Origin of the sequence: Pontivivens marinum (assembly GCF_900231835.1) — a bacterium.
Taxonomy (GTDB): domain Bacteria; phylum Pseudomonadota; class Alphaproteobacteria; order Rhodobacterales; family Rhodobacteraceae; genus Pontivivens; species Pontivivens marinum.
Genome location: NZ_OCTN01000001.1, coordinates 1,013,981 through 1,031,530 on the forward strand (window position 1 = coordinate 1,013,981; position 17,550 = coordinate 1,031,530).

At 59.7% G+C, this 17,550-nt stretch carries 15 protein-coding genes; 5 read left to right on the forward strand and 10 right to left on the reverse strand.

Annotated features, from left to right (window positions below; translation table 11 throughout):
- Positions 1 to 382 precede the first annotated feature (382 nt).
- A complete protein-coding gene (locus CR254_RS05095) occupies positions 383 to 913 on the forward strand; it encodes an adenine phosphoribosyltransferase (RefSeq protein ID WP_097928699.1) in 531 nt (176 codons plus the stop codon).
- A 100-nt stretch (positions 914 to 1,013) separates the two neighbouring features.
- Here the strand turns inward: CR254_RS05095 and CR254_RS05100 are convergent, their stop codons facing one another.
- Complete coding sequence (locus CR254_RS05100; protein WP_097928905.1) at positions 1,014 to 2,435, reverse strand: FAD-binding oxidoreductase; 1,422 nt, start codon at positions 2,433 to 2,435, stop codon at positions 1,014 to 1,016.
- A 159-nt stretch (positions 2,436 to 2,594) separates the two neighbouring features.
- Here CR254_RS05100 and thrC point away from each other — a divergent pair, with 159 nt between their 5' ends.
- From thrC to CR254_RS05115, 3 genes are read left to right on the forward strand one after another with little or no spacing between them, the layout of a single operon-like run.
- A complete protein-coding gene (gene thrC, locus CR254_RS05105) occupies positions 2,595 to 3,977 on the forward strand; it encodes a threonine synthase (RefSeq protein ID WP_097928700.1) in 1,383 nt (460 codons plus the stop codon).
- Complete coding sequence (locus CR254_RS05110) at positions 3,974 to 5,236, forward strand: M16 family metallopeptidase (RefSeq protein ID WP_097928701.1); 1,263 nt, start codon at positions 3,974 to 3,976, stop codon at positions 5,234 to 5,236. The genes thrC and CR254_RS05110 overlap by 4 nt, the downstream gene beginning before the upstream one ends.
- 4 nt (positions 5,237 to 5,240) lie before the next feature.
- On the forward strand, positions 5,241 to 5,816 hold the full coding sequence (locus CR254_RS05115) for a GNAT family N-acetyltransferase (protein WP_097928702.1): 576 nt from the start codon (positions 5,241 to 5,243) through the stop codon (positions 5,814 to 5,816).
- A 2-nt stretch (positions 5,817 to 5,818) separates the two neighbouring features.
- On the opposite strand, the gene CR254_RS05120 is transcribed toward CR254_RS05115, so the two are convergent.
- Positions 5,819 to 6,397, reverse strand: coding sequence for a YqgE/AlgH family protein (locus CR254_RS05120; protein ID WP_097928703.1), 579 nt, complete (start codon positions 6,395 to 6,397; stop codon positions 5,819 to 5,821).
- Between the two features lie 124 nt (positions 6,398 to 6,521).
- Between CR254_RS05120 and CR254_RS05125 the strand changes: the two genes are divergently transcribed.
- Positions 6,522 to 7,301 carry a protein-disulfide reductase DsbD domain-containing protein gene (locus tag CR254_RS05125; protein WP_180955884.1) on the forward strand — a complete coding sequence of 260 codons (780 nt, stop codon included), beginning with the start codon at positions 6,522 to 6,524 and terminating at the stop codon, positions 7,299 to 7,301.
- Here the strand turns inward: CR254_RS05125 and CR254_RS05130 are convergent, their stop codons facing one another.
- The 8 genes from CR254_RS05130 to CR254_RS05165 all read right to left on the reverse strand — a co-directional run bounded on the left by CR254_RS05130 (position 7,302) and on the right by CR254_RS05165 (position 17,293).
- Positions 7,302 to 10,634: an efflux RND transporter permease subunit gene (locus tag CR254_RS05130; RefSeq protein ID WP_097928705.1), complete on the reverse strand. Its 3,333-nt coding sequence runs from the start codon at positions 10,632 to 10,634 to the stop codon at positions 7,302 to 7,304.
- Positions 10,635 to 10,637: 3 nt separating this feature from the next.
- Positions 10,638 to 12,104, reverse strand: coding sequence for an efflux RND transporter periplasmic adaptor subunit (locus tag CR254_RS05135; RefSeq protein WP_097928706.1), 1,467 nt, complete (start codon positions 12,102 to 12,104; stop codon positions 10,638 to 10,640).
- 79 nt (positions 12,105 to 12,183) lie between these two features.
- Positions 12,184 to 12,714, reverse strand: coding sequence for a molybdenum cofactor biosynthesis protein B (gene moaB / locus CR254_RS05140; RefSeq protein ID WP_097928707.1), 531 nt, complete (start codon positions 12,712 to 12,714; stop codon positions 12,184 to 12,186).
- Positions 12,711 to 13,517 (reverse strand): uracil-DNA glycosylase, encoded by an 807-nt coding sequence (locus tag CR254_RS05145; RefSeq protein WP_425440240.1) that lies wholly within the window; start codon positions 13,515 to 13,517, stop codon positions 12,711 to 12,713. The genes moaB and CR254_RS05145 overlap by 4 nt, the downstream gene beginning before the upstream one ends.
- A gap of 46 nt (positions 13,518 to 13,563) precedes the next feature.
- Positions 13,564 to 14,196, reverse strand: a complete 633-nt coding sequence (locus CR254_RS05150; RefSeq protein WP_097928708.1) for a glutathione S-transferase family protein — start codon at positions 14,194 to 14,196, stop codon at positions 13,564 to 13,566.
- Between the two features lie 101 nt (positions 14,197 to 14,297).
- Complete coding sequence (locus CR254_RS05155) at positions 14,298 to 15,317, reverse strand: PRC-barrel domain-containing protein (RefSeq protein WP_097928709.1); 1,020 nt, start codon at positions 15,315 to 15,317, stop codon at positions 14,298 to 14,300.
- 165 nt (positions 15,318 to 15,482) lie between these two features.
- Entirely contained in the window at positions 15,483 to 16,766 is a 1,284-nt protein-coding gene (gene ccrA / locus CR254_RS05160) for a crotonyl-CoA carboxylase/reductase (protein WP_097928710.1), read from the reverse strand.
- Between the two features lie 170 nt (positions 16,767 to 16,936).
- Positions 16,937 to 17,293, reverse strand: coding sequence for a hypothetical protein (locus CR254_RS05165; RefSeq protein WP_097928711.1), 357 nt, complete (start codon positions 17,291 to 17,293; stop codon positions 16,937 to 16,939).
- Between the last annotated feature and the right edge of the window lie 257 nt (positions 17,294 to 17,550).

The window sequence follows — 17,550 nt, forward strand, 5'->3', positions numbered from 1 at the left end:
TAACGAACTCATCTCGCTCGTCTTTTTCGACCCTGATGACCAGCTGGCTGCTCTTTTTTCCAGGCTTTTTATCGGGCTTTTTGTCGGATTTTTTGTTCACGAGGTATTCCCGAGACTTGAAAGGCTATCGAATGTATATACGTTGTATAGCAGAGTAGCATTATGGCCCGATTCGAGGCGTGTAACAAAGGGGTTATTGATATGAATATCGCAGCAGCACAAGCCATCGTCATGCGTGACCGCAGTGACTGGAACAAACCACATCTGCCATGGCTGCCCAGCAGCATGTATCGCAGCTTTATGGAGCGGTTCCGCTAAGGACTTGCGCCATTTGGGGGCCTGCGCAAAAAGGGTCTGAAATTCAGATCATCCGGCGGCCCCTATGAAAACGATCGCAGATTACATTCGAACCATCCCGAACTTCCCCCATGAGGGGATCATGTTTCGGGATGTAACTACCCTGTTTAATGATGCACGCGGATTCCGCATGGCGGTCGATACGTTGCTGCATCCCTTCGCCGGTCGCCCGATTGATCGTGTGGCCGGATTGGAGGCACGGGGCTTTATTCTGGGTGGCGCGGTGGCGCACCAGTTGGGCGTCGGGTTCATTCCTGTGCGCAAGGCGGGCAAACTGCCCCATGACCGGATTTCGCAGGATTATACGCTGGAATACGGCACAGCCACGGTTGAGCTGCACACGGATTCGTTCGAGCCGGGTGAAAGCGTCCTGATCGTTGACGACCTGTTGGCCACCGGCGGCACCGCCGAGGCGGGGATCAAGTTGATCGAACGTTTAGGCGGAAAGGTTGCCGGCTGCGCCTTTGTCGTGGATTTGCCCGATTTAGGCGGACGCGCACGGCTGGAGGCAATGGGCGTCGAGGTGCACGCCCTGTGCAGCTATTCCGGCGAATAATACCAATTAACGTCTGATTAACACATCCGACTTACGCAGTTTGTATTCGAGCAATCGAATTGCTGCTTGCCGGGTTTCGACCCGTTTCCGGTGTCCCCTTTTACCCGAGGGGGACACCGCTCAACACGGCACCCGGATTCAGGATGCCGTTGGGGTCCATCGCGGCCTTGATCGCGCGTTGCGCCCGTAAACGGCCCGGATCGGAGTAACGCTCCAGATCCCCCACCTTAAACCGCCCAACGCCATGTTCCGCACTGACCGAACCACCCAGCTCATGGGTCAGATCATGCACGGCGCGCTGGATGCTATCCTGTAGCTCCTTATATTCCGCACGGTTGCGCCCCGGGGCGGGAAATACGTTGTAATGCAGGTTCCCGTCGCCAACATGGCCAAAGCAGTTGATCCGCGCATCCGGCGCGATTGCCCGCACCAGCTCATTACCGCGCGCGACAAAATCAGCCAGTTGCGATAGCGGCACAGAGATATCGTGCGACATGATGGCCCCCGTCATACGGTTACCCTCGGGTATAGTCTCACGGATAGCCCACAGCGCATCGCGTTGCGCCTCGGACTGGGCCAGAACGGCGTCGGAGATCAGGCCATCCTCGAATGCCGCGCCCAGCGCGTCCTGCAACGCATCGGCGCAACCGGTGGCGGCGCTGACCTCAACCAGAACCATCCACTCGGGATTGTTTTCCAGCGGGTGCGCCATGTTCGGGAAGAACTCGGCCAGAAAATCGAGGCCCTGCCGGTGCATCAATTCGAAGGCCGTGATTACTTCGCCCAGTTCCGAGTGTAGTTTGTGCAGCAGAGACAGCGCCCCCGCCGGATTATCCACCGCGAGGAAAGCCGTGCCCCGCTGTGCCGGACGCGGCAGCAGGCGCAGGCTGGCGGCGGTGATGATGCCCAACGTCCCCTCGGACCCGATCAACAGATGCCGCAGGTCGTAGCCGGTATTATCCTTACGCAGGCGCTTCAGGTCGCGGATAATGGTGCCGTCGGCCAGAACAGCCTCAATCCCCAGAACCAGATCGCGGGCATTTCCGTATCGCAGCACGGCGGTGCCGCCTGCATTGGTGCCCAGAATGCCGCCAATGCAGGCTGTCCCCTCGGACGCGATGGAGAGCGGGAACAGGCGACCGGCATCGGCGGCGGCTTGCTGTACCGCTTGCAGGGTGACGCCTGCCTCAACCTCGATCATGTTATCCTCGGGCACGCTGGCGCGGATCGTGGCCATCCGGTCGAGTGACAGGACCAGAACGCCCTCAGCGCTGGTCAGCTGGCCACCGACCAATCCCGTGCCGCCGCCATAGGGGATCACGCCGATACCCGCCTCGTTACACATGCGCAGAATGGTCGAGACATCCTCAACAGTTGACGGCCGCAGGATTGCGGCGGCCTGTCCCGTCCACTTACCCCTCGGCTCCTCCAACCAGCGCGCGCTAGGCGGATCAATCCGAACGGCAGGAACCGCCTGTGCGAGGCGATCAAGAAAGGCGGGTGTGGCGGGTGCAAGGGTCATATCCAATCGATAAGAACCGACGCCGCCACTGTCACGCGATAACATGTACCCTGCTGCAAACAGCCACAGATCATGTGATGGTTACGTTTTTGCTGTTTTCCACGCCATGTTAGAGCGATAAGCCTGTATCCGACCCGGCACGGCATAAGGAACGACCCCATGCGTTATATCTCCACCCGCGGACAGGCGCCCGAGCTGAGCTTCGAGGAGGCAATGCTGACCGGATTGGCCCGCGATGGCGGCCTGTATGTTCCGGCTGAGTGGCCGCAAATGTCGCAGGACGAGATCGCTGCACTGGCCGGTCTGCCTTATGAAGAAGTCGCCTTTCGCGTGATGAAGCCGTTTATCGGCGATACCTTCACCGATGACGAATTCCGCGCCATCATCGAACGTGCCTATGCAGGTTTCGGCCATGTGGCCCGCTGCCCGATGGTGCAAACCGGCCCGAATGACTGGCTGCTGGAACTGCATCACGGCCCGACCTTGGCGTTCAAGGACGTGGCGATGCAGTTGATCGGCCAGATGTTCGAGGCATCGCTGAAACGGTCAGGTGAACGGGTAACGATTGTTGGTGCAACCTCGGGCGATACCGGTTCCGCCGCGATTGAGGCGTTTCGCGGGTTGGAGGCGGTGGACGTTTTCATCCTGTACCCCCATGGCCGCGTCAGTGAGGTACAGCGCCGCCAGATGACAACTCCAGTCGAGGATAACGTGCACGCATTGGCTGTGGATGGTGATTTTGATACTTGTCAGGCCCTGGTCAAGGACATGTTCAACGATCTGGAATTCCGTGATCGTGTGCGCCTTGCCGGTGTGAATTCCATCAACTGGGCGCGGGTTCTGGCGCAGGCGGTGTATTTCTTTACCGCGGCTGTTTCGCTGGGCGCACCGGCGCGTAAGGTCAGCTTTACCGTGCCAACCGGCAATTTCGGCGACATCTTCGCGGGCTATGTAGCCAAGCGGATGGGCCTGCCGATTGAGCGTCTGGTCATCGCCACCAACCAGAACGACATCCTGCACCGGACCCTGCAATCGGGTGATCATCAGAAGGAGGGCGTTGCCCCCTCGATCAGCCCGTCGATGGATATTCAGGTCAGCTCCAATTTCGAGCGCCTGCTGTTTGACCTGTATGATCGTGAGGGCGCCGCCATCACCCAATTGATGGGTGAGCTAAAGGATGACGGTCATTTCACGCTGAGCCAAGGCGCGCTGCAAACCCTGCGCGCTGAATTCGACAGTGGTCGCGCCAGCGAGGAGGAAACCCTCGCCGAGATCAAGTTGATGATGGAAACCACGGGCGAAGTTGTCTGTCCCCATTGCGCCGTCGCGACCAAGGTTGCGCGTGAAGTGGACGGAACAGCCCCGATGGTTGCCTTGGCCACGGCCCATGCCGCGAAATTCCCCGATGCGGTTGAAAAAGCGTGTGGAATACGACCGGACTTGCCACCACGAATGGCGGACCTGTATGAACGTACCGAACGGCTAACCCGACTGCCGGGTGATCTGGCCGCACTGCAAGAGCACATCGAAGGCAATCTATGACAGTTGAACTGCACCGGCTCTCCAATGGAGTTCGCGTCGTAACAGAACATATGCCCGGCCTGAAAAGCGCCACTTTGGGCATTTGGGTCACGGCAGGTGGGCGGCACGAGGCCGCGGATCAGAACGGCATTGCGCATTTCCTTGAACACATGGCATTCAAGGGAACAGCGAAACGCAATGCCCTACAGATTGCCGAGGCGATTGAGGATGTTGGTGGCTATATCAACGCCTATACCAGCCGCGAAATGACCGCCTATTACGCCCGCGTATTGGCCGAGGATTGCGAACTGGCCTTCGACGTGATTTCGGACATCGTGCTGAATCCGGCCTTTGACCCGCGTGAGATCGAGGTCGAGCGTGGTGTGATCCTACAGGAAATCGGGCAGTCGCAGGACACGCCCGATGACATCATCTTCGACTGGTTGCAGGAAACCGCCTATCCCGAACAGGCCTTTGGCCGCACAATTCTGGGTCCGGCGGAACGGGTTAAGGCCTTTGGCCGTGCCGATTTCGAGCGGTTTGTGGCGCAGCAATACGGGCCGGAAAACCTGATCGTGTCCGCCGCTGGTGGCGTAGATCACGACCGCATCGTGCGCGCGGCCGAGGAAGCCTTTGGCCACTTGCAACGGCGCACCCGTCCGCAACACACACCCGCAGCGTTTCGCGGGGGTGAGCGGCGCAAGGTCAAGAATCTGGAGCAGGCGCACTTTACCTTCGCACTGGAAAGCTCCGGCTACCGCGCCGAGGATATCTATGACAGCCAAGTCTATGCGATGACGCTGGGCGGCGGCATGTCCTCACGTCTGTTTCAGGAGGCACGTGAGAAACGCGGGCTGTGCTATTCGATCTTTGCGCAACCCGGCTCCTATGCCGATACGGGGATGCTGACGATCTATGCGGGCACCAGCGGCGATGAAATCGCGGGCTTGGCCGAATTGACCGTGGATGAATTCCGCCGCAGCACACAGGATATGAGCGCGATCGAGATTGATCGTGCCAAGGCGCAGATGAAGGCCGGATTGCTGATGGGCTTGGAAAGCCCCTCGTCACGCGCCGAACGTCTGTCGCGCATGTTGGCCATCTGGGACCGTATCCCCGATCTGGACGAAAGCATCGCGCGCATCGACGCCGTGTCCGCCGATAGTGTCATGGCCCACGGGGCGCGGCTGGTCAGCTCTGGCAACACGGCGATGGCGCTATACGGGCCTGTCGATAAGACGCCGCCACTGGCTGAATTGACGGCACGACTGGTCGCCTAAGCGGATGTTCACACGGCGCAAAGAGCTGTTGTTAAAGACAGATCGGCTCTACCTGCGCCCGCCGCAACTGGCAGATCATCTGGATTGGGCGAAACTGCGCAGCGACGGGTATGAATATCTGGCCCCGTGGGAGCCGCTGCGCGCCCATGACCACCTTAGCAAAACCTCGTTCCGCACACGAACGCGTTGGTCCGCCCATGCGATCCGTGCGGATCGGGCGGTGCCACTGTTCATCTTTCGCCAGCAGGACAACGTGCTGTTGGGGGCGATCACCTTGGACAATATCCAACGCGGCCCCGCGCAGTATGCCACGATCGGCTATTGGATGGGCGAATGCCATGCGGGCAACGGCTATATGGCTGAGGCCTTGCAGGGCATGGTCCACCACGCCTTCGGCCCACTGGATCTAAGCCGGATTCAGGCCGCCTGCCTGCCCAGCAATGCCGCATCGCGCAGGGTGCTGGAGAAGGTCGGCTTTAAATATGAGGGGGTCGCCCGCAGCTATCTGCAAATCGCGGGCAAATGGCGCACCCATGTCCTGTACGCCAATTTACGGCATGATCGGCGCGGCAAAGGCTGACGCTATGCGTTGCCAGATATCGAATGCAGCATCGCAGGATTGACCCCGATTGACGCCAGACAGCGATCCCAGATGTCATCTGCGGGCGTTTCAAACATCAGCTCGGGGGATGCGGTGACGTTCAACCACGAACTGCCACCCAGCTCCTCCTCCAACTGGCCCGGTCCCCAGCTGGAATATCCCAACGCCAGCATCGCCTGCTCTGGGCCATAACCGCCCAGCAATTCCCGCAGGATCGCCACGTTATTGGTCATCGAGCACCAATCCGTCACGTCCAGTGTCGCCCGTTTTAGCGCATAATCGGGGGAGTGCAGAACAAAGCCGCGGGTCCGTTCCACCGGCCCGCCAACCATTACCGGCAGCTCGGGGATCGTATAGGGGGTCTCCACGTCCAACTGCTCTGCCAGATCAGCAAATTCCACGCCATCTGCCACGTGGTTGATGACAAGCCCCATCGCGCCCTGGTCAGAATGGGTGCATAAAAACACCACCGCCCCCGCAAATCGCGGGTCAGGCATCGCCGGAGAGGCGACCAACAGCGTTCCATCCAGAAATGGCGAGTGGTTTTGGGAATGTGTCATACCCTCTAATCTGTTTTGAGATGTCATAACGTCAAGATCGGCATGATCCCGCCGTTGTGATTTTCCATTCTTATTTTGCTGCGTATTGTTCGCATATGTCAGATTCTAGGATTGGATGCCCATAATGCGGACCGCACTTGCACTCGCCCTGATGACCACCAGCGCATTTGCGCAGGATGCGTCGAGCTATAGCGCCGTGCGGTTGCTGCCCGGATATGTCACCGATAGCGGGCAATATCTGGCGGGGGTTGAGGTAACGATGGCCCCCGGTTGGAAAACCTATTGGCGCCAACCCGGTGAGGGTGGCATCCCCCCGATTTTTGACTGGAGCGGGTCCAGCAATATCAGCGCCGCTCATATCGAATGGCCCGTGCCCGAAGTGTTCGAGACATATGGCCTACAGTCCCTAGGCTATCACGACCGCGTTGTTTTTCCGGTGCTGTTCGACGTTGTTGATCCGGCGCAGGACACCACGCTGAACCTCGCGCTCAGCTTTGGTCTTTGCTCGGATATCTGCATTCCCGCCAATGCCATGGCCGCAACGGCAGCCCCGATGGAGCAGGTTCACAATGCCGCAGTGCTGGCAGATGCCCGCGACCACGTGACGGAGCAGGCCAGCGGTATGGCGATCACTTGCACCGTTGTCTCCGCCGCGGGTGCGTGGCGGCTGGATGCAGAATTGTCGGGGGATGCCGAAATCTCACCCGATCTGGTTGCGGTGTTCGAGGCGAATAACCCCGCGCTATGGATCGGCACGCCCGATGCGGTGGAGCAAGGCGACGGCCTGCTGTTCAGCGCACCGATGGATTGGTTCGGCGACGGCGCCTTTGCCCTGTCGCGTCAGGACATGCGGATCACGCTGGTTGATTCAGGCCGCAGCGCGGTTGAGCTATCAGGCTGCTGATTATTCCGCCGCTGTAATCGCCCGCCGTGGCGTCATGACCGGCACCAACACCCCAGAAATCAATGCGATGGCGACCAATCCGCCCGCGAAGAGTGGTAGCAACGGCACCTGCACCGGCAGCAGTTCGGGGCGCGCGCTCAGCACCACATACCCGACCGTCAGCAACACGCTGAGCAAGGTCGCACCAACCAGAACCACCCGTGGCCCGCGTGGCACATGCCGCCCTGTCACTGCCCTGCGCAGGCTGCGCGACAGGCGACCTGCATCCATCTGCATCCCGATAATTGCAGGCACCACCAGCAGCACCAGTATCATGCCAAAGCCCAGCCCGTAGCACAACGTAATCACAGTCGGTTTCAGGAACTGCGCCTGTTGGCTGCTCTCATATAATAACGGGGCGAGGCCAAGCACCGTGGTTAGCGTGGTCAGCAGAACCGGCCGCAAGCGGTCGCAGACGGCATCGACCAATGCAGGCAGCAAACCACGCGTTTCGGCATATTCATCAATGGTCGTGATCAGAACGATGGAATCGTTGATGATGATCCCCGTCATGCCCAGCAGGCCGATCACGGTGAACATGCTCATCGGAACGCCCCAGATATAATGCCCCCAGATGGTGCCGGTCAGGCCAAAGGGGATGATCGCCATAACCACAATTGGCCGCAGCCAGCTGGAAAATATCCAGCACAGCGTCAGGTAAATCCCCAACAGGCACAGGGCGAAGCCGATCATCGCCTCGTTCAGGAAGTCACGCTCCTGCTCCGCCAGACCGGTCATCAGGAACTCCACCCCGAATTGGCCAGCCACACGCGGCAGGATCACGTCACGGATTTCCTGCGTCACCTCGGCGGCGTGGGCGGGGTCATCCTCGGACATTTGGCCAGACACGGTGATGATCCGCTGGCCATTCTCGCGCAACACACGAGAGAAACCCAATTGCGACCGCACCGACACCACCTCGGACAGGGGCACCCATGTTCCGCTGCCGGTTTGAACCCGCGTGCGTTCGACAAAATCGGCGGTCAGCTCATCCTCGGGCATGCGCACGGTCACGGTGCCGGAGCGTACGCCAACGGGGAAGGTCAGTGCCTCGATGCCGCCCAGACGTTGCCGTAGTTCCCGCCCGATGGTTTCCGTGGTCAGGCCCAGTGCGGCGCCACGGGGGGTTAGTTCCAGTATCAGTTCGGTTTTGTCATAGGGCAGATCGTCCTCCACCCCTGTCACGACCTCATAATCAGTCAGGATCGCCTGAAAATTCTCGGACGCATCCTTGAGCGTTTGGGCATCCGCGCCGAACAATTGCACCGACAGGCCATCGCCCCCCGGCCCGGATCCCCAGCGGCGAAAGCTGAGGGTTTCCAGTTTCGGGTGGCGGATAATCGCATCCTCAATCGCCTGTTGCAGGGTGCCTGCTGAATAGGGACGATTATCGGCGTCCAAAATCTCAATCGCGATCGAGCCGAGCTGATCCGCGTCCTTTTGATCACTACCGCCAATGGCGCGCCCTGCACTGCCGCCGATCTGCGTCATGGCGAAAACGATGGGATTGCGGCCATATTCGGCCTCGAAATCCTGACCGACTTGGGTCACGGCCCGGTCTAGCTCCACCACCATAGCCAGTGTTTCGGCCCGCGTCGTGCCGTTGACCATCGCGATATTGCCCGTCAGCTCGGATTGCTCAGGCGAGTTGAAAAACCGCCACGTGACGTCCCCCGCGAAAAACAGCGACAACATATAGGCAAAAATGGCAAAGGCCGCGCCCAGCACGGGATAACGCAGCGCCAGCACCAGCCGCATAAACGGGCGGAACAGGCGTTGGTTCACCACGTCGAACCCCCGATTGAACCAATAGGATGGCAGATCGTACCAGTTGGTTTTCGTCTGCGCGGCCAAGGCATGACGCATATGCGCAGGCAGGATCAGGAAACATTCGACAAGGCTGGCCAGCAGCACAACCGACACCGTGAACGGGATATCCAGTATCAACGATCCGAACCGCCCCCCGATCACCGCCAGCGCGGAAAAGGCGATAACCGTCGTGATGGTTGAGGACAGCACCGGCAGGCTCATCCGCTTGGCAGCATTGATCGCCGCATTTTCGGGTGTTTCGCCCAGATGGCGATGCCGGAAATCCGCGTGCTCACCCACCACAATCGCGTCATCCACCACGATGCCCAGACAGATGATCAACGCGAATAGCGAGATCATGTTGATCGTGATGCCAAAGGCAAACATCATCGCGACCGTCGCCAGCATTGCCACGGGAATACCCGCCGCGACCCAGATCGCCGTGCGCGCCGACAGAAACAGGAACAACAGCGCCACCACCAGCCCCAGCCCCATCAGGCCATTATCCAGCAGGATATCGATCCGGTCGGAAATTGCCTCGGCCCGCGTGTTGGTCAGGGTGATGGTCACACCATCCGGCAGGGTTTGCTGCATTTCCTGTGCGACGCTGTCCACGGTGGCCTGCAACTGAATTGCGTCGCCCTGATCCGAGCGATCAACGCGGATCGACACGGCAGGGTTTTCGCCGACAAAATACGCTTGGTTGCGGCTGATCCCCTCATCTATCACCGTGGCCACATCGCGCACCAGAAGGGCGGAGCCATCTGCCTCAGTCCGCACAGCGATCTGTGCGATTTCCTCAGCCGTGCGGCGGGCAACGCCAGTGCGCACGCGGGCGGCACCGCCGGCAACCTCGCCTGCGGGATCGGTTTCCGCGCTGTCGCCAATCGCCTGCGCAATCGTGGCCAGCGTTAGATCGTTGCGGATCAGCGCGGCCTCCGGCACCTCAATCGCGATGGAGGGCGCGGCAAAGCCCGATGTTGTGGTGCGGGTTACCCCCTCACGAAACAGTCGCGCCACGAATTCATCGGCATAGCGGCCCAGTTGCTCGACCCCGACAGGGCCGGAGATCACCACATTGGTCACCCGATCACGCCACTGCCCGCGCCGAACCACCGGATCATCCGCCCCCTCAGGAAAGGTACGGATCGACGCAACAGCGGTTTCCACATCATCCGCAGCACGGGCCATATCCCAGCCCGGCTCAAACTCCATCCGCAGCGAGGCCGACCCCTCACTGGCGACGGCGGTGGTGGCGATAACCCCCTCAACCGCCAGCAGAACTGGTTCGAGGGGGGCGACGATGGCGTTGTCCACGTCCTCGGGTCCGGCACCGTCCCAGCTGACCGAGACACTGACATTGTCTACGATCACATCGGGGAAGAACTGCGCCCTGATTTGCGTCAACGCCGCCAGCCCCAGCGCCACCATAATGACGAGGATCAGGTTGGCCGCCGTGCGGTGCCTGACGAAATAGGACAGCATGATTTATCCTCCCATCCGGCCCTCTAGCCGCTCAACCGTGGCGCGGGGCACCTCATCTGCTTGTAAGGCGGCCAGCGTGCGCGCCCGAATATCCGGCGGCATGCGGGTGTTCCCCTCGACAAAGGCAACCAGACGCGCACGTCGTTCGGGGTCGAGGGCGATACTTTCAGGCAATGCCTCAACCACCGGGGCCTCGCCCAGCGGAACAATCGGTTCGATCGCAACGCCAGGACCCAGTTGCGGGCGGGTTTCCATCACATAGGACGCGCCGGCGGGGGCATCGGCCACAATCACCATATCGCCCTGCCTGCGCAAAACACGCACCGGCACGGCATAGAGGCGATTGTTTTCATCCACCAACAGCAGCTCATTCGCGCTGGTCACAGCCGCCGCCGGTATTGTTGCCACATCAGATAGCGGCGGTTCGGTGATCGAGACGGAGACGAAATCACCCGGCCGCAGGATCGCGCCGCCATCTGCCGCCAATCGGGCATAGATCAGGCGGCCGGTCTGGCCCTCACCAACCTCCGCACCGGAGCGCAGGATTTGGCCCGTCACGTTCAGCGGCACACCATCCAGATCGAGTGAAACCGTAACAGGGGCCTGCATCAACGCCCCACGCGCATCCAGCAACCGCGAGAATTGCGCATTCGTCACCTGAAACGCGACCTCCAGCAGGGTCGGGTCGATCAGCACTGCCATCTGCTCATTTTGCGAAACCCGCCGACCGGATACGGCAACCACATCGGCCAGCAGGCCGTCAAACGGTGCCAGATAGCGCGTGTCGGACAGGGTGCGCGCCGCCTCGGTCAGATCGATCTGGGCGCGCAGCACCTCAATCTCACTCCGCGCAATTGCCGCGTCCTGCGTCAGGATCGTCTGGCGGCGGGTTAGCACGGTTTGCTCGGCTTGGCTCAAGGCCAGTTCAGCCGTTTCGGTGGTGGTGGATGTGCCAACGCCCCGTGATTGCAGGCCCTGCTGCCGATCCAATGCCGCGGCGCGCAGGGTGCGTTGGGCGATTGCGGCGGCCAGCTCATCCTCGGCCAAGGCGCGGGTGGCGATGGATTGCGCCAATGCGGCCTGCGCCTCCTGCAAGGCAGCGGCGGCACGGTCGCGGGCGGCGGTCGCATCGGCGGGATCAATCTGAAACAGCAAGTCCCCCTGCGCAACGGCGGCGCCATTGCGGAAATCATCTGTCAGGTCCGTCAGAACACCGCCCGCCGGTGCACGCAATTCCAGCACGCGCGCGCCCTCTACCTCACCATAGCTGCGGATAACGGGCGTCGCGGTGCCCAAAGTTATGGTTTGCAGCGACACGGCAAAGGTCCGCTCTCGCCCGCCACCACGGGGCCAGCCGCCAGACGCATCGGCGCTGCGCGATTGAACAATCTGCACGACTCCTACGCCGACCAAACCAAGGGTCAGGCACGTTAGGACCAGTGCGACTAGGCTGCGCAAGACAAATCGCATGAAAACTCCGCTAAGATGGCAGGCCGTATAATAGCATACACGTAGCGGGCCGATTATTCGTCACATCTACGCGCGCAAACTACTTTCGACGCAGATGCTCGTCCAGACGGGGCATAATCTCAACAAAATTGCAGGGCATGTGCCGGTAATCCAGTTGATAGGCGAGGATTTCGTCCCAACCATCCTTGCACGCGCCCGGCGATCCGGGCAGCGCGAACAGGTAGGTCCCCTGCGCAACACCGCCACAGGCCCGGGATTGCACCGCCGATGTGCCGATTTTCCCGACGGAGATCATGGTGAACAGGGTGGAGAAGGCATCAATTTCCTTCTCGTACACATCGCGATGCGCCTCAACCGTGACATCGCGCCCCGTCAGGCCGGTGCCGCCGGTGGAGATAATCACGTCAATCTCGGGGTCGGCGGTCCAGTTGCGCAGCTTTGCCGCGATGCCTGCCCGATCATCGCGCACGATATCACGCGCGGCCAGAATATGCCCCGCCGTCGTGATCCGCGCGGCCAGCGTATCGCCGGACCGGTCATCGGCTATGTCGCGGGTATCAGAGACGGTCAGAACCGCAATGCGGATCGGGATAAAGGCGCGTTCGCTCATGTCTTGTCCAAACGGGATTTGATGTGCAGCAGGTCCTGCCACGCCGATTTCTTGTGCAAACCATTTCGCAGCAGCGCCGCAGGGTGGAAGGACGCGATGGCGGGCACGCCTGCAACCTCGCGCCATTGGCCACGCATGGCGGTGATGCCCTGTTCCACCTCGAACAGAGTTTTCATCGCGGAATTACCCAGCAATAACAGGCAATCGGGTTGGGCTAGGGTGATATGCCGCAGCAGGAATGGTCGCATCATCGCGACCTCCTCACCCACAGGATCACGGTTTGCAGGCGGACGCCATGGCATGACATTGGTGATATAGGCGCCCTGATCGGGTGCCTCACTGCTACGATCCCGCCCGATTGCGGCCAGCATCTTGTCCAGCAATTGACCCGAGCGCCCGACAAAGGGCCGCCCCTCGCGGTCCTCGTCCCGTCCTGGTGCCTCACCCACGATCATCAGACGGGCGCTGGCATGACCATCGCTGAATACGAAATTGCGCGCGCCCTGTTTTAGCGTGCACCCGTCAAAAGCCTGCATCGCATCATGCAGCGCGGGCAAAGTGGCACAACCCGCCGCCATCGCATGGGCCTGCGCGGTGAAATTGGCAATCAACTGCGCGTGCTCGTTCTCCGCCAGTTTTTGAGCGGAAATCGCCTGAACCACAGGCGGGGCCTGCACCACGGGTTCGGGCGGCGGGGGCGCGGAATAGCGGTCCACCGGATCATCCCCGATTGCCTCATCCACGCCCATCTCAACCTGCCACGCGAGCGCGGCGAGCAGTGTCTGATGGTCGATATGATCCACGGCGCGAATCCCCTCTGTTCTATGGCGATCCTACCGTGTCCGGCGATCAGTCCACAATCGTACCCTGTGCATCACAGCGTTCCAGCCATGCATGGGTCGCAACATGTTCCTGCGGCACCTTTTTACGGATCAGGCGCATAAACCCAAGCGTTGAGATGGCCGTAATATCCGCGACCGTAAACCGATCACCCGCCAACCAATCCTTGCCTGTCAGGCTGTCATTCAACCATTCCAGCGATTTATCAACACGTCGATCATTCGCCGCCGCCCATTCAGGGCACTGATCGCCATGTTCCAGCGCGGCCATTGCGGGGATGCCGTGGCGGGCAACGGCGGCAACGGGGATCATCATCTGGAACTCAACGCGGCGGCTCCACATCTCAACCAATGCGGTTTCCAGCGCATCACGGCCCATCAGGTTTGGTTCGGGGCACAATGCCTCCAGATACCGGCAGATGGCGACGGTTTCGGTCAGAACGGTTCCGTCGGACAGCTCCAGCGCGGGCACGTTATGCGAGCCGACCTTTTTCTGGAATTCCGCACCGAACTGCACGCCCGCCATGATGTCGATCTGGGTCGAGGGCAGCTCCAGCCCCTTTTCCGCCAGAAAAATACGGACGCGGCGCGGGTTTGGCGCGCGCGGTGTGTCGTACAGCATTACGGGCACAGGCAGGGACATGGCGTTTCCTCATTTTATTGTTGGGCCGATCAGAAACACGAAAAAGCCCCGGCGCAAGGCCGGGGCTTAATATCGCTACGTTAGGTTAGCCGATTGGCAGATTAGCCCTCATAGGCGGGCATTTCCTCAAGCATTTCCTGCGTTGCATCGACATAGATGCGAACCTCACCCGATGGGTTGGTCATGACACGCATGTCCTCCAGCGGCACCAGAACGGATTTCTCACCCAGACCAAGGAAGCCACCAACATTGACCACAGCACCGGTTTCGTAGACGGCGTCGATCTCACCCACGTCCTCGTTTTCCGAACCGTAAACTGTCGCACCCATCAGGGCATCCTGTGGAATGCTGCCAATATCGGCCTGCATGAAGCCCTCAGTGGCGTCTGTCGTGTCTTCAATCGACTCGTCCAGTGCATCACCGGCATTGGCCATCGAGGTTTCCAGGTTGGATACTGTATCGCTGACGGCCTCGCCAGTTGCGTTTGTAGCATCGCCTACACCGTCGGAAATCGCGGCGCCGGTATCGTTGATCGCATCACCGGTAGCGTTGGCCATATTGCTCAGATCAGTGGTCACATCTGTTGTAGGCTCAACATCAGCGCTCAATTCGGAGCTGGATTCCTCAGCCAACGTGTTCATGGATGTGTCGGTTTCCAGCGCGGCGGTGGTGGTCATATCCATCGATGCGGCGTCAACGTCATCCTGAAACTCGAAGGAAGGAGCTGCCTCAAGTGCCTCGGCATTTGTGGTCACAACGATGAACCACTCATCCGCCTCTGGACCGTCGGAAACGAAGCGCAGGTCATCCATGGACACGGCGACGTCTTTCTCACCCAGACCAAGGAAACCACCGACGCCCAGCACGACACCCTGAATGGAGCCATCACGCGAGACAATTACGTCGTTAATTTCGCCGATATCATCCCACTCGGTCTCAAGACCGGGGGCATATGTGATCTCGTCATTTGTCTCGGTCGCGTAAATGCGCGCACCCAGCAAATCGGACGCCTTCAGCGACTGATCATCAGCAGTTTGAATGTACTCAACGGACGCGGACTGTGCGTGAGCAGTAGTTGTAAGAGCAAGAGCTACAGCGGTCGTAATCAGAAACTTTTTCATGGTAAATAACCTCAAATTGGTTCTGTTAAAAAATCAGTGAGAGCCGTTGGCCCCACGTCCTCACAACACGCCACCCCTGAGGAGGTTTCATATTAAAAATAAAAAAAACCTATCCCGACCAGCGGGATAGGCGGATTTTCGCTCATTTTGACAGGTGCGTGGGGGTCACCCGTCCAGCGCATCTTCCAGTGTTCTCAGGCCTGTACGTGGTGCGCAGACCAGTACAGACATGTTCCCTGGCTTATGTTGGTTGCGCAGCATTTTTGTGTGGGCTGCGGGCAGCTCGTTCCACTCGAACACCTCGGACATGCAGGGGTCCAAACGCTGCTCGATCATCAGACGGTTGGCCGAGCTGGCTTGCTTGAGGTTCGCGAAATGGCTGCCCTGAACGCGTTTCTGATGCATCCACAGATAGCGCACATCAAAGGTCAGGTTGTAGCCAGTCGTACCCGCGCAGATCACAACCATGCCGCCACGCTTCACGACAAAAACGGAAACGGGGAAGGTGCTTTCGCCCGGATGCTCGAACACCATATCGACATTGTTGCCCTTGCCGGTGATGTCCCAAATCGCCTTGCCGAATTTGCGGGTTTCATCGAACCACGTCTTATATTCGGGCGTGTTCACGGTGGGCATCTGGCCCCAGCAGTCGAAATCCTTGCGGTTGATGACGCCCTTTGCGCCCAGCTCCATCACGAAATCACGCTTGCTCTCATCCGAGATGATACCGATCGCATTCGCACCCGCCGTATTGATCAACTGGATCGCGTATGAGCCGAGTCCACCGGACGCACCCCAGACCAGAACGTTCTGGCCCGGACGCAATTCATGGGGCGAATGGCCGAACAGCATCCGGTACGCCGTGGCGAGGGTCAGGGTGTAACAGGCCGATTCCTCCCATGTCAGATGCTTGGGGCGGGACATAAGTTGTTGCGACTGCACATTGGTGAACTGCGCGAACGAGCCGTCGGGCGTCTCATATCCCCAAATGCGCTGGGTCGGAGACATCATCGGGTCGCCTCCATTGCACTCCTCATCATCGCCATCATCCTGATTGCAGTGGATGACAACCTCGTCGCCGACCTTCCAGCGCTTAACCTTGTCACCCACGGCCCACACGATGCCCGACGCATCGGAACCCGCGATATGATAGGGCGCGCCATGGCCGTCAAACGGGCTGATCGGAGTGCCCAAACCGGCCCAAACACCATTGTAGTTGATACCGGCCGCCATCACGAGCACCAGAACCTCGTTCGAATCGAGGCGCGGCGTGTCCACCACCTCCAGCTGGAATGCCTGATCCGGTTCACCATGCCGCTCGCGGCGGATCGCCCATGCATACATCTGACGGGGCACGTGGCCCATGGGGGGGATATCTCCCATTTCATACAGATCTTTCATCGGACGATCCTCAGCCGCAACGGCGAGGGGGGTGTCTAGTGGGGCCATGTCTCGCTCCTGCCTCAGCTACGCGCAATTTAATTGCGCAATAAAAGTACGTTTGATAGCTGATATATGTAACGAGATTACTCATCGCGCAAGCACAATCTAGGTGCAGCGCACAAAAAAGGCCCCAGCGTCATACGCTGGAGCCTTTTTTCTCAACAGTAGGGCTGCGATCAGCCGCTGATGGTTTTGTCCGCTTTACGCAGGGCAACACGTGCCAGCGCAAGGTTTGCAGTCGCGCGGTCAATCGCGAGATAGATAAACACGCTAGGCTCGGATGCCAGCGGACGGATCAGGTGGTACTGCTTGCCCAACGTGATCAGGATATCCTCGATCGCATCGTCCAGACCCAGATCGCGCATCGCGCGCAGCTTGGCCTTAACAACGTCAGTATTAGCCGCGCCTGCGACTTCCATATCGAGCGCACCGCCGCCAACAGCGTTAATGATCATACCGGACTCGGAGTCCACCAGACATGCACCGATAAAGCCCTGTACGCCCTCGACGTCGCTCAAATCTTGATTGTTCATAGATAATTTTCCCACATTCTCATCATTTTGGACAGTCGGCTCAATCCGGCTGGCCTCGTTCGCAGCATTCCACACAGGAACCGACTGCAGTCCCTCCCCCGGGGACTTCCTCTTGAAGAGTCTCACTCTAACTATACCCCCGCAAATACCCGGCATAAATGACCGCACACCGCGCCCCTGCAGTATCAGAGCAGCGAATAGTTAGGCGCGCGTATTCGTTAATTTAGGGCAAAGAATCTGATCGCCACACGCGCTAT

Coding starts and splice junctions, on each gene's coding strand:
- CR254_RS05095 (WP_097928699.1), top strand. CDS start 383: ATGAAAACGATCGCAGATTACATTCGAACCATCCCGAACTTCCCCCAT.
- CR254_RS05100 (WP_097928905.1), bottom strand. CDS start 2,435: ATGACCCTTGCACCCGCCACACCCGCCTTTCTTGATCGCCTCGCACAG.
- thrC (WP_097928700.1), top strand. CDS start 2,595: ATGCGTTATATCTCCACCCGCGGACAGGCGCCCGAGCTGAGCTTCGAG.
- CR254_RS05110 (WP_097928701.1), top strand. CDS start 3,974: ATGACAGTTGAACTGCACCGGCTCTCCAATGGAGTTCGCGTCGTAACA.
- CR254_RS05115 (WP_097928702.1), top strand. CDS start 5,241: ATGTTCACACGGCGCAAAGAGCTGTTGTTAAAGACAGATCGGCTCTAC.
- CR254_RS05120 (WP_097928703.1), bottom strand. CDS start 6,397: ATGACACATTCCCAAAACCACTCGCCATTTCTGGATGGAACGCTGTTG.
- CR254_RS05125 (WP_180955884.1), top strand. CDS start 6,522: ATGCGGACCGCACTTGCACTCGCCCTGATGACCACCAGCGCATTTGCG.
- CR254_RS05130 (WP_097928705.1), bottom strand. CDS start 10,634: ATGCTGTCCTATTTCGTCAGGCACCGCACGGCGGCCAACCTGATCCTC.
- CR254_RS05135 (WP_097928706.1), bottom strand. CDS start 12,104: ATGCGATTTGTCTTGCGCAGCCTAGTCGCACTGGTCCTAACGTGCCTG.
- moaB (WP_097928707.1), bottom strand. CDS start 12,714: ATGAGCGAACGCGCCTTTATCCCGATCCGCATTGCGGTTCTGACCGTC.
- CR254_RS05150 (WP_097928708.1), bottom strand. CDS start 14,196: ATGTCCCTGCCTGTGCCCGTAATGCTGTACGACACACCGCGCGCGCCA.
- CR254_RS05155 (WP_097928709.1), bottom strand. CDS start 15,317: ATGAAAAAGTTTCTGATTACGACCGCTGTAGCTCTTGCTCTTACAACT.
- ccrA (WP_097928710.1), bottom strand. CDS start 16,766: ATGGCCCCACTAGACACCCCCCTCGCCGTTGCGGCTGAGGATCGTCCG.
- CR254_RS05165 (WP_097928711.1), bottom strand. CDS start 17,293: ATGAACAATCAAGATTTGAGCGACGTCGAGGGCGTACAGGGCTTTATC.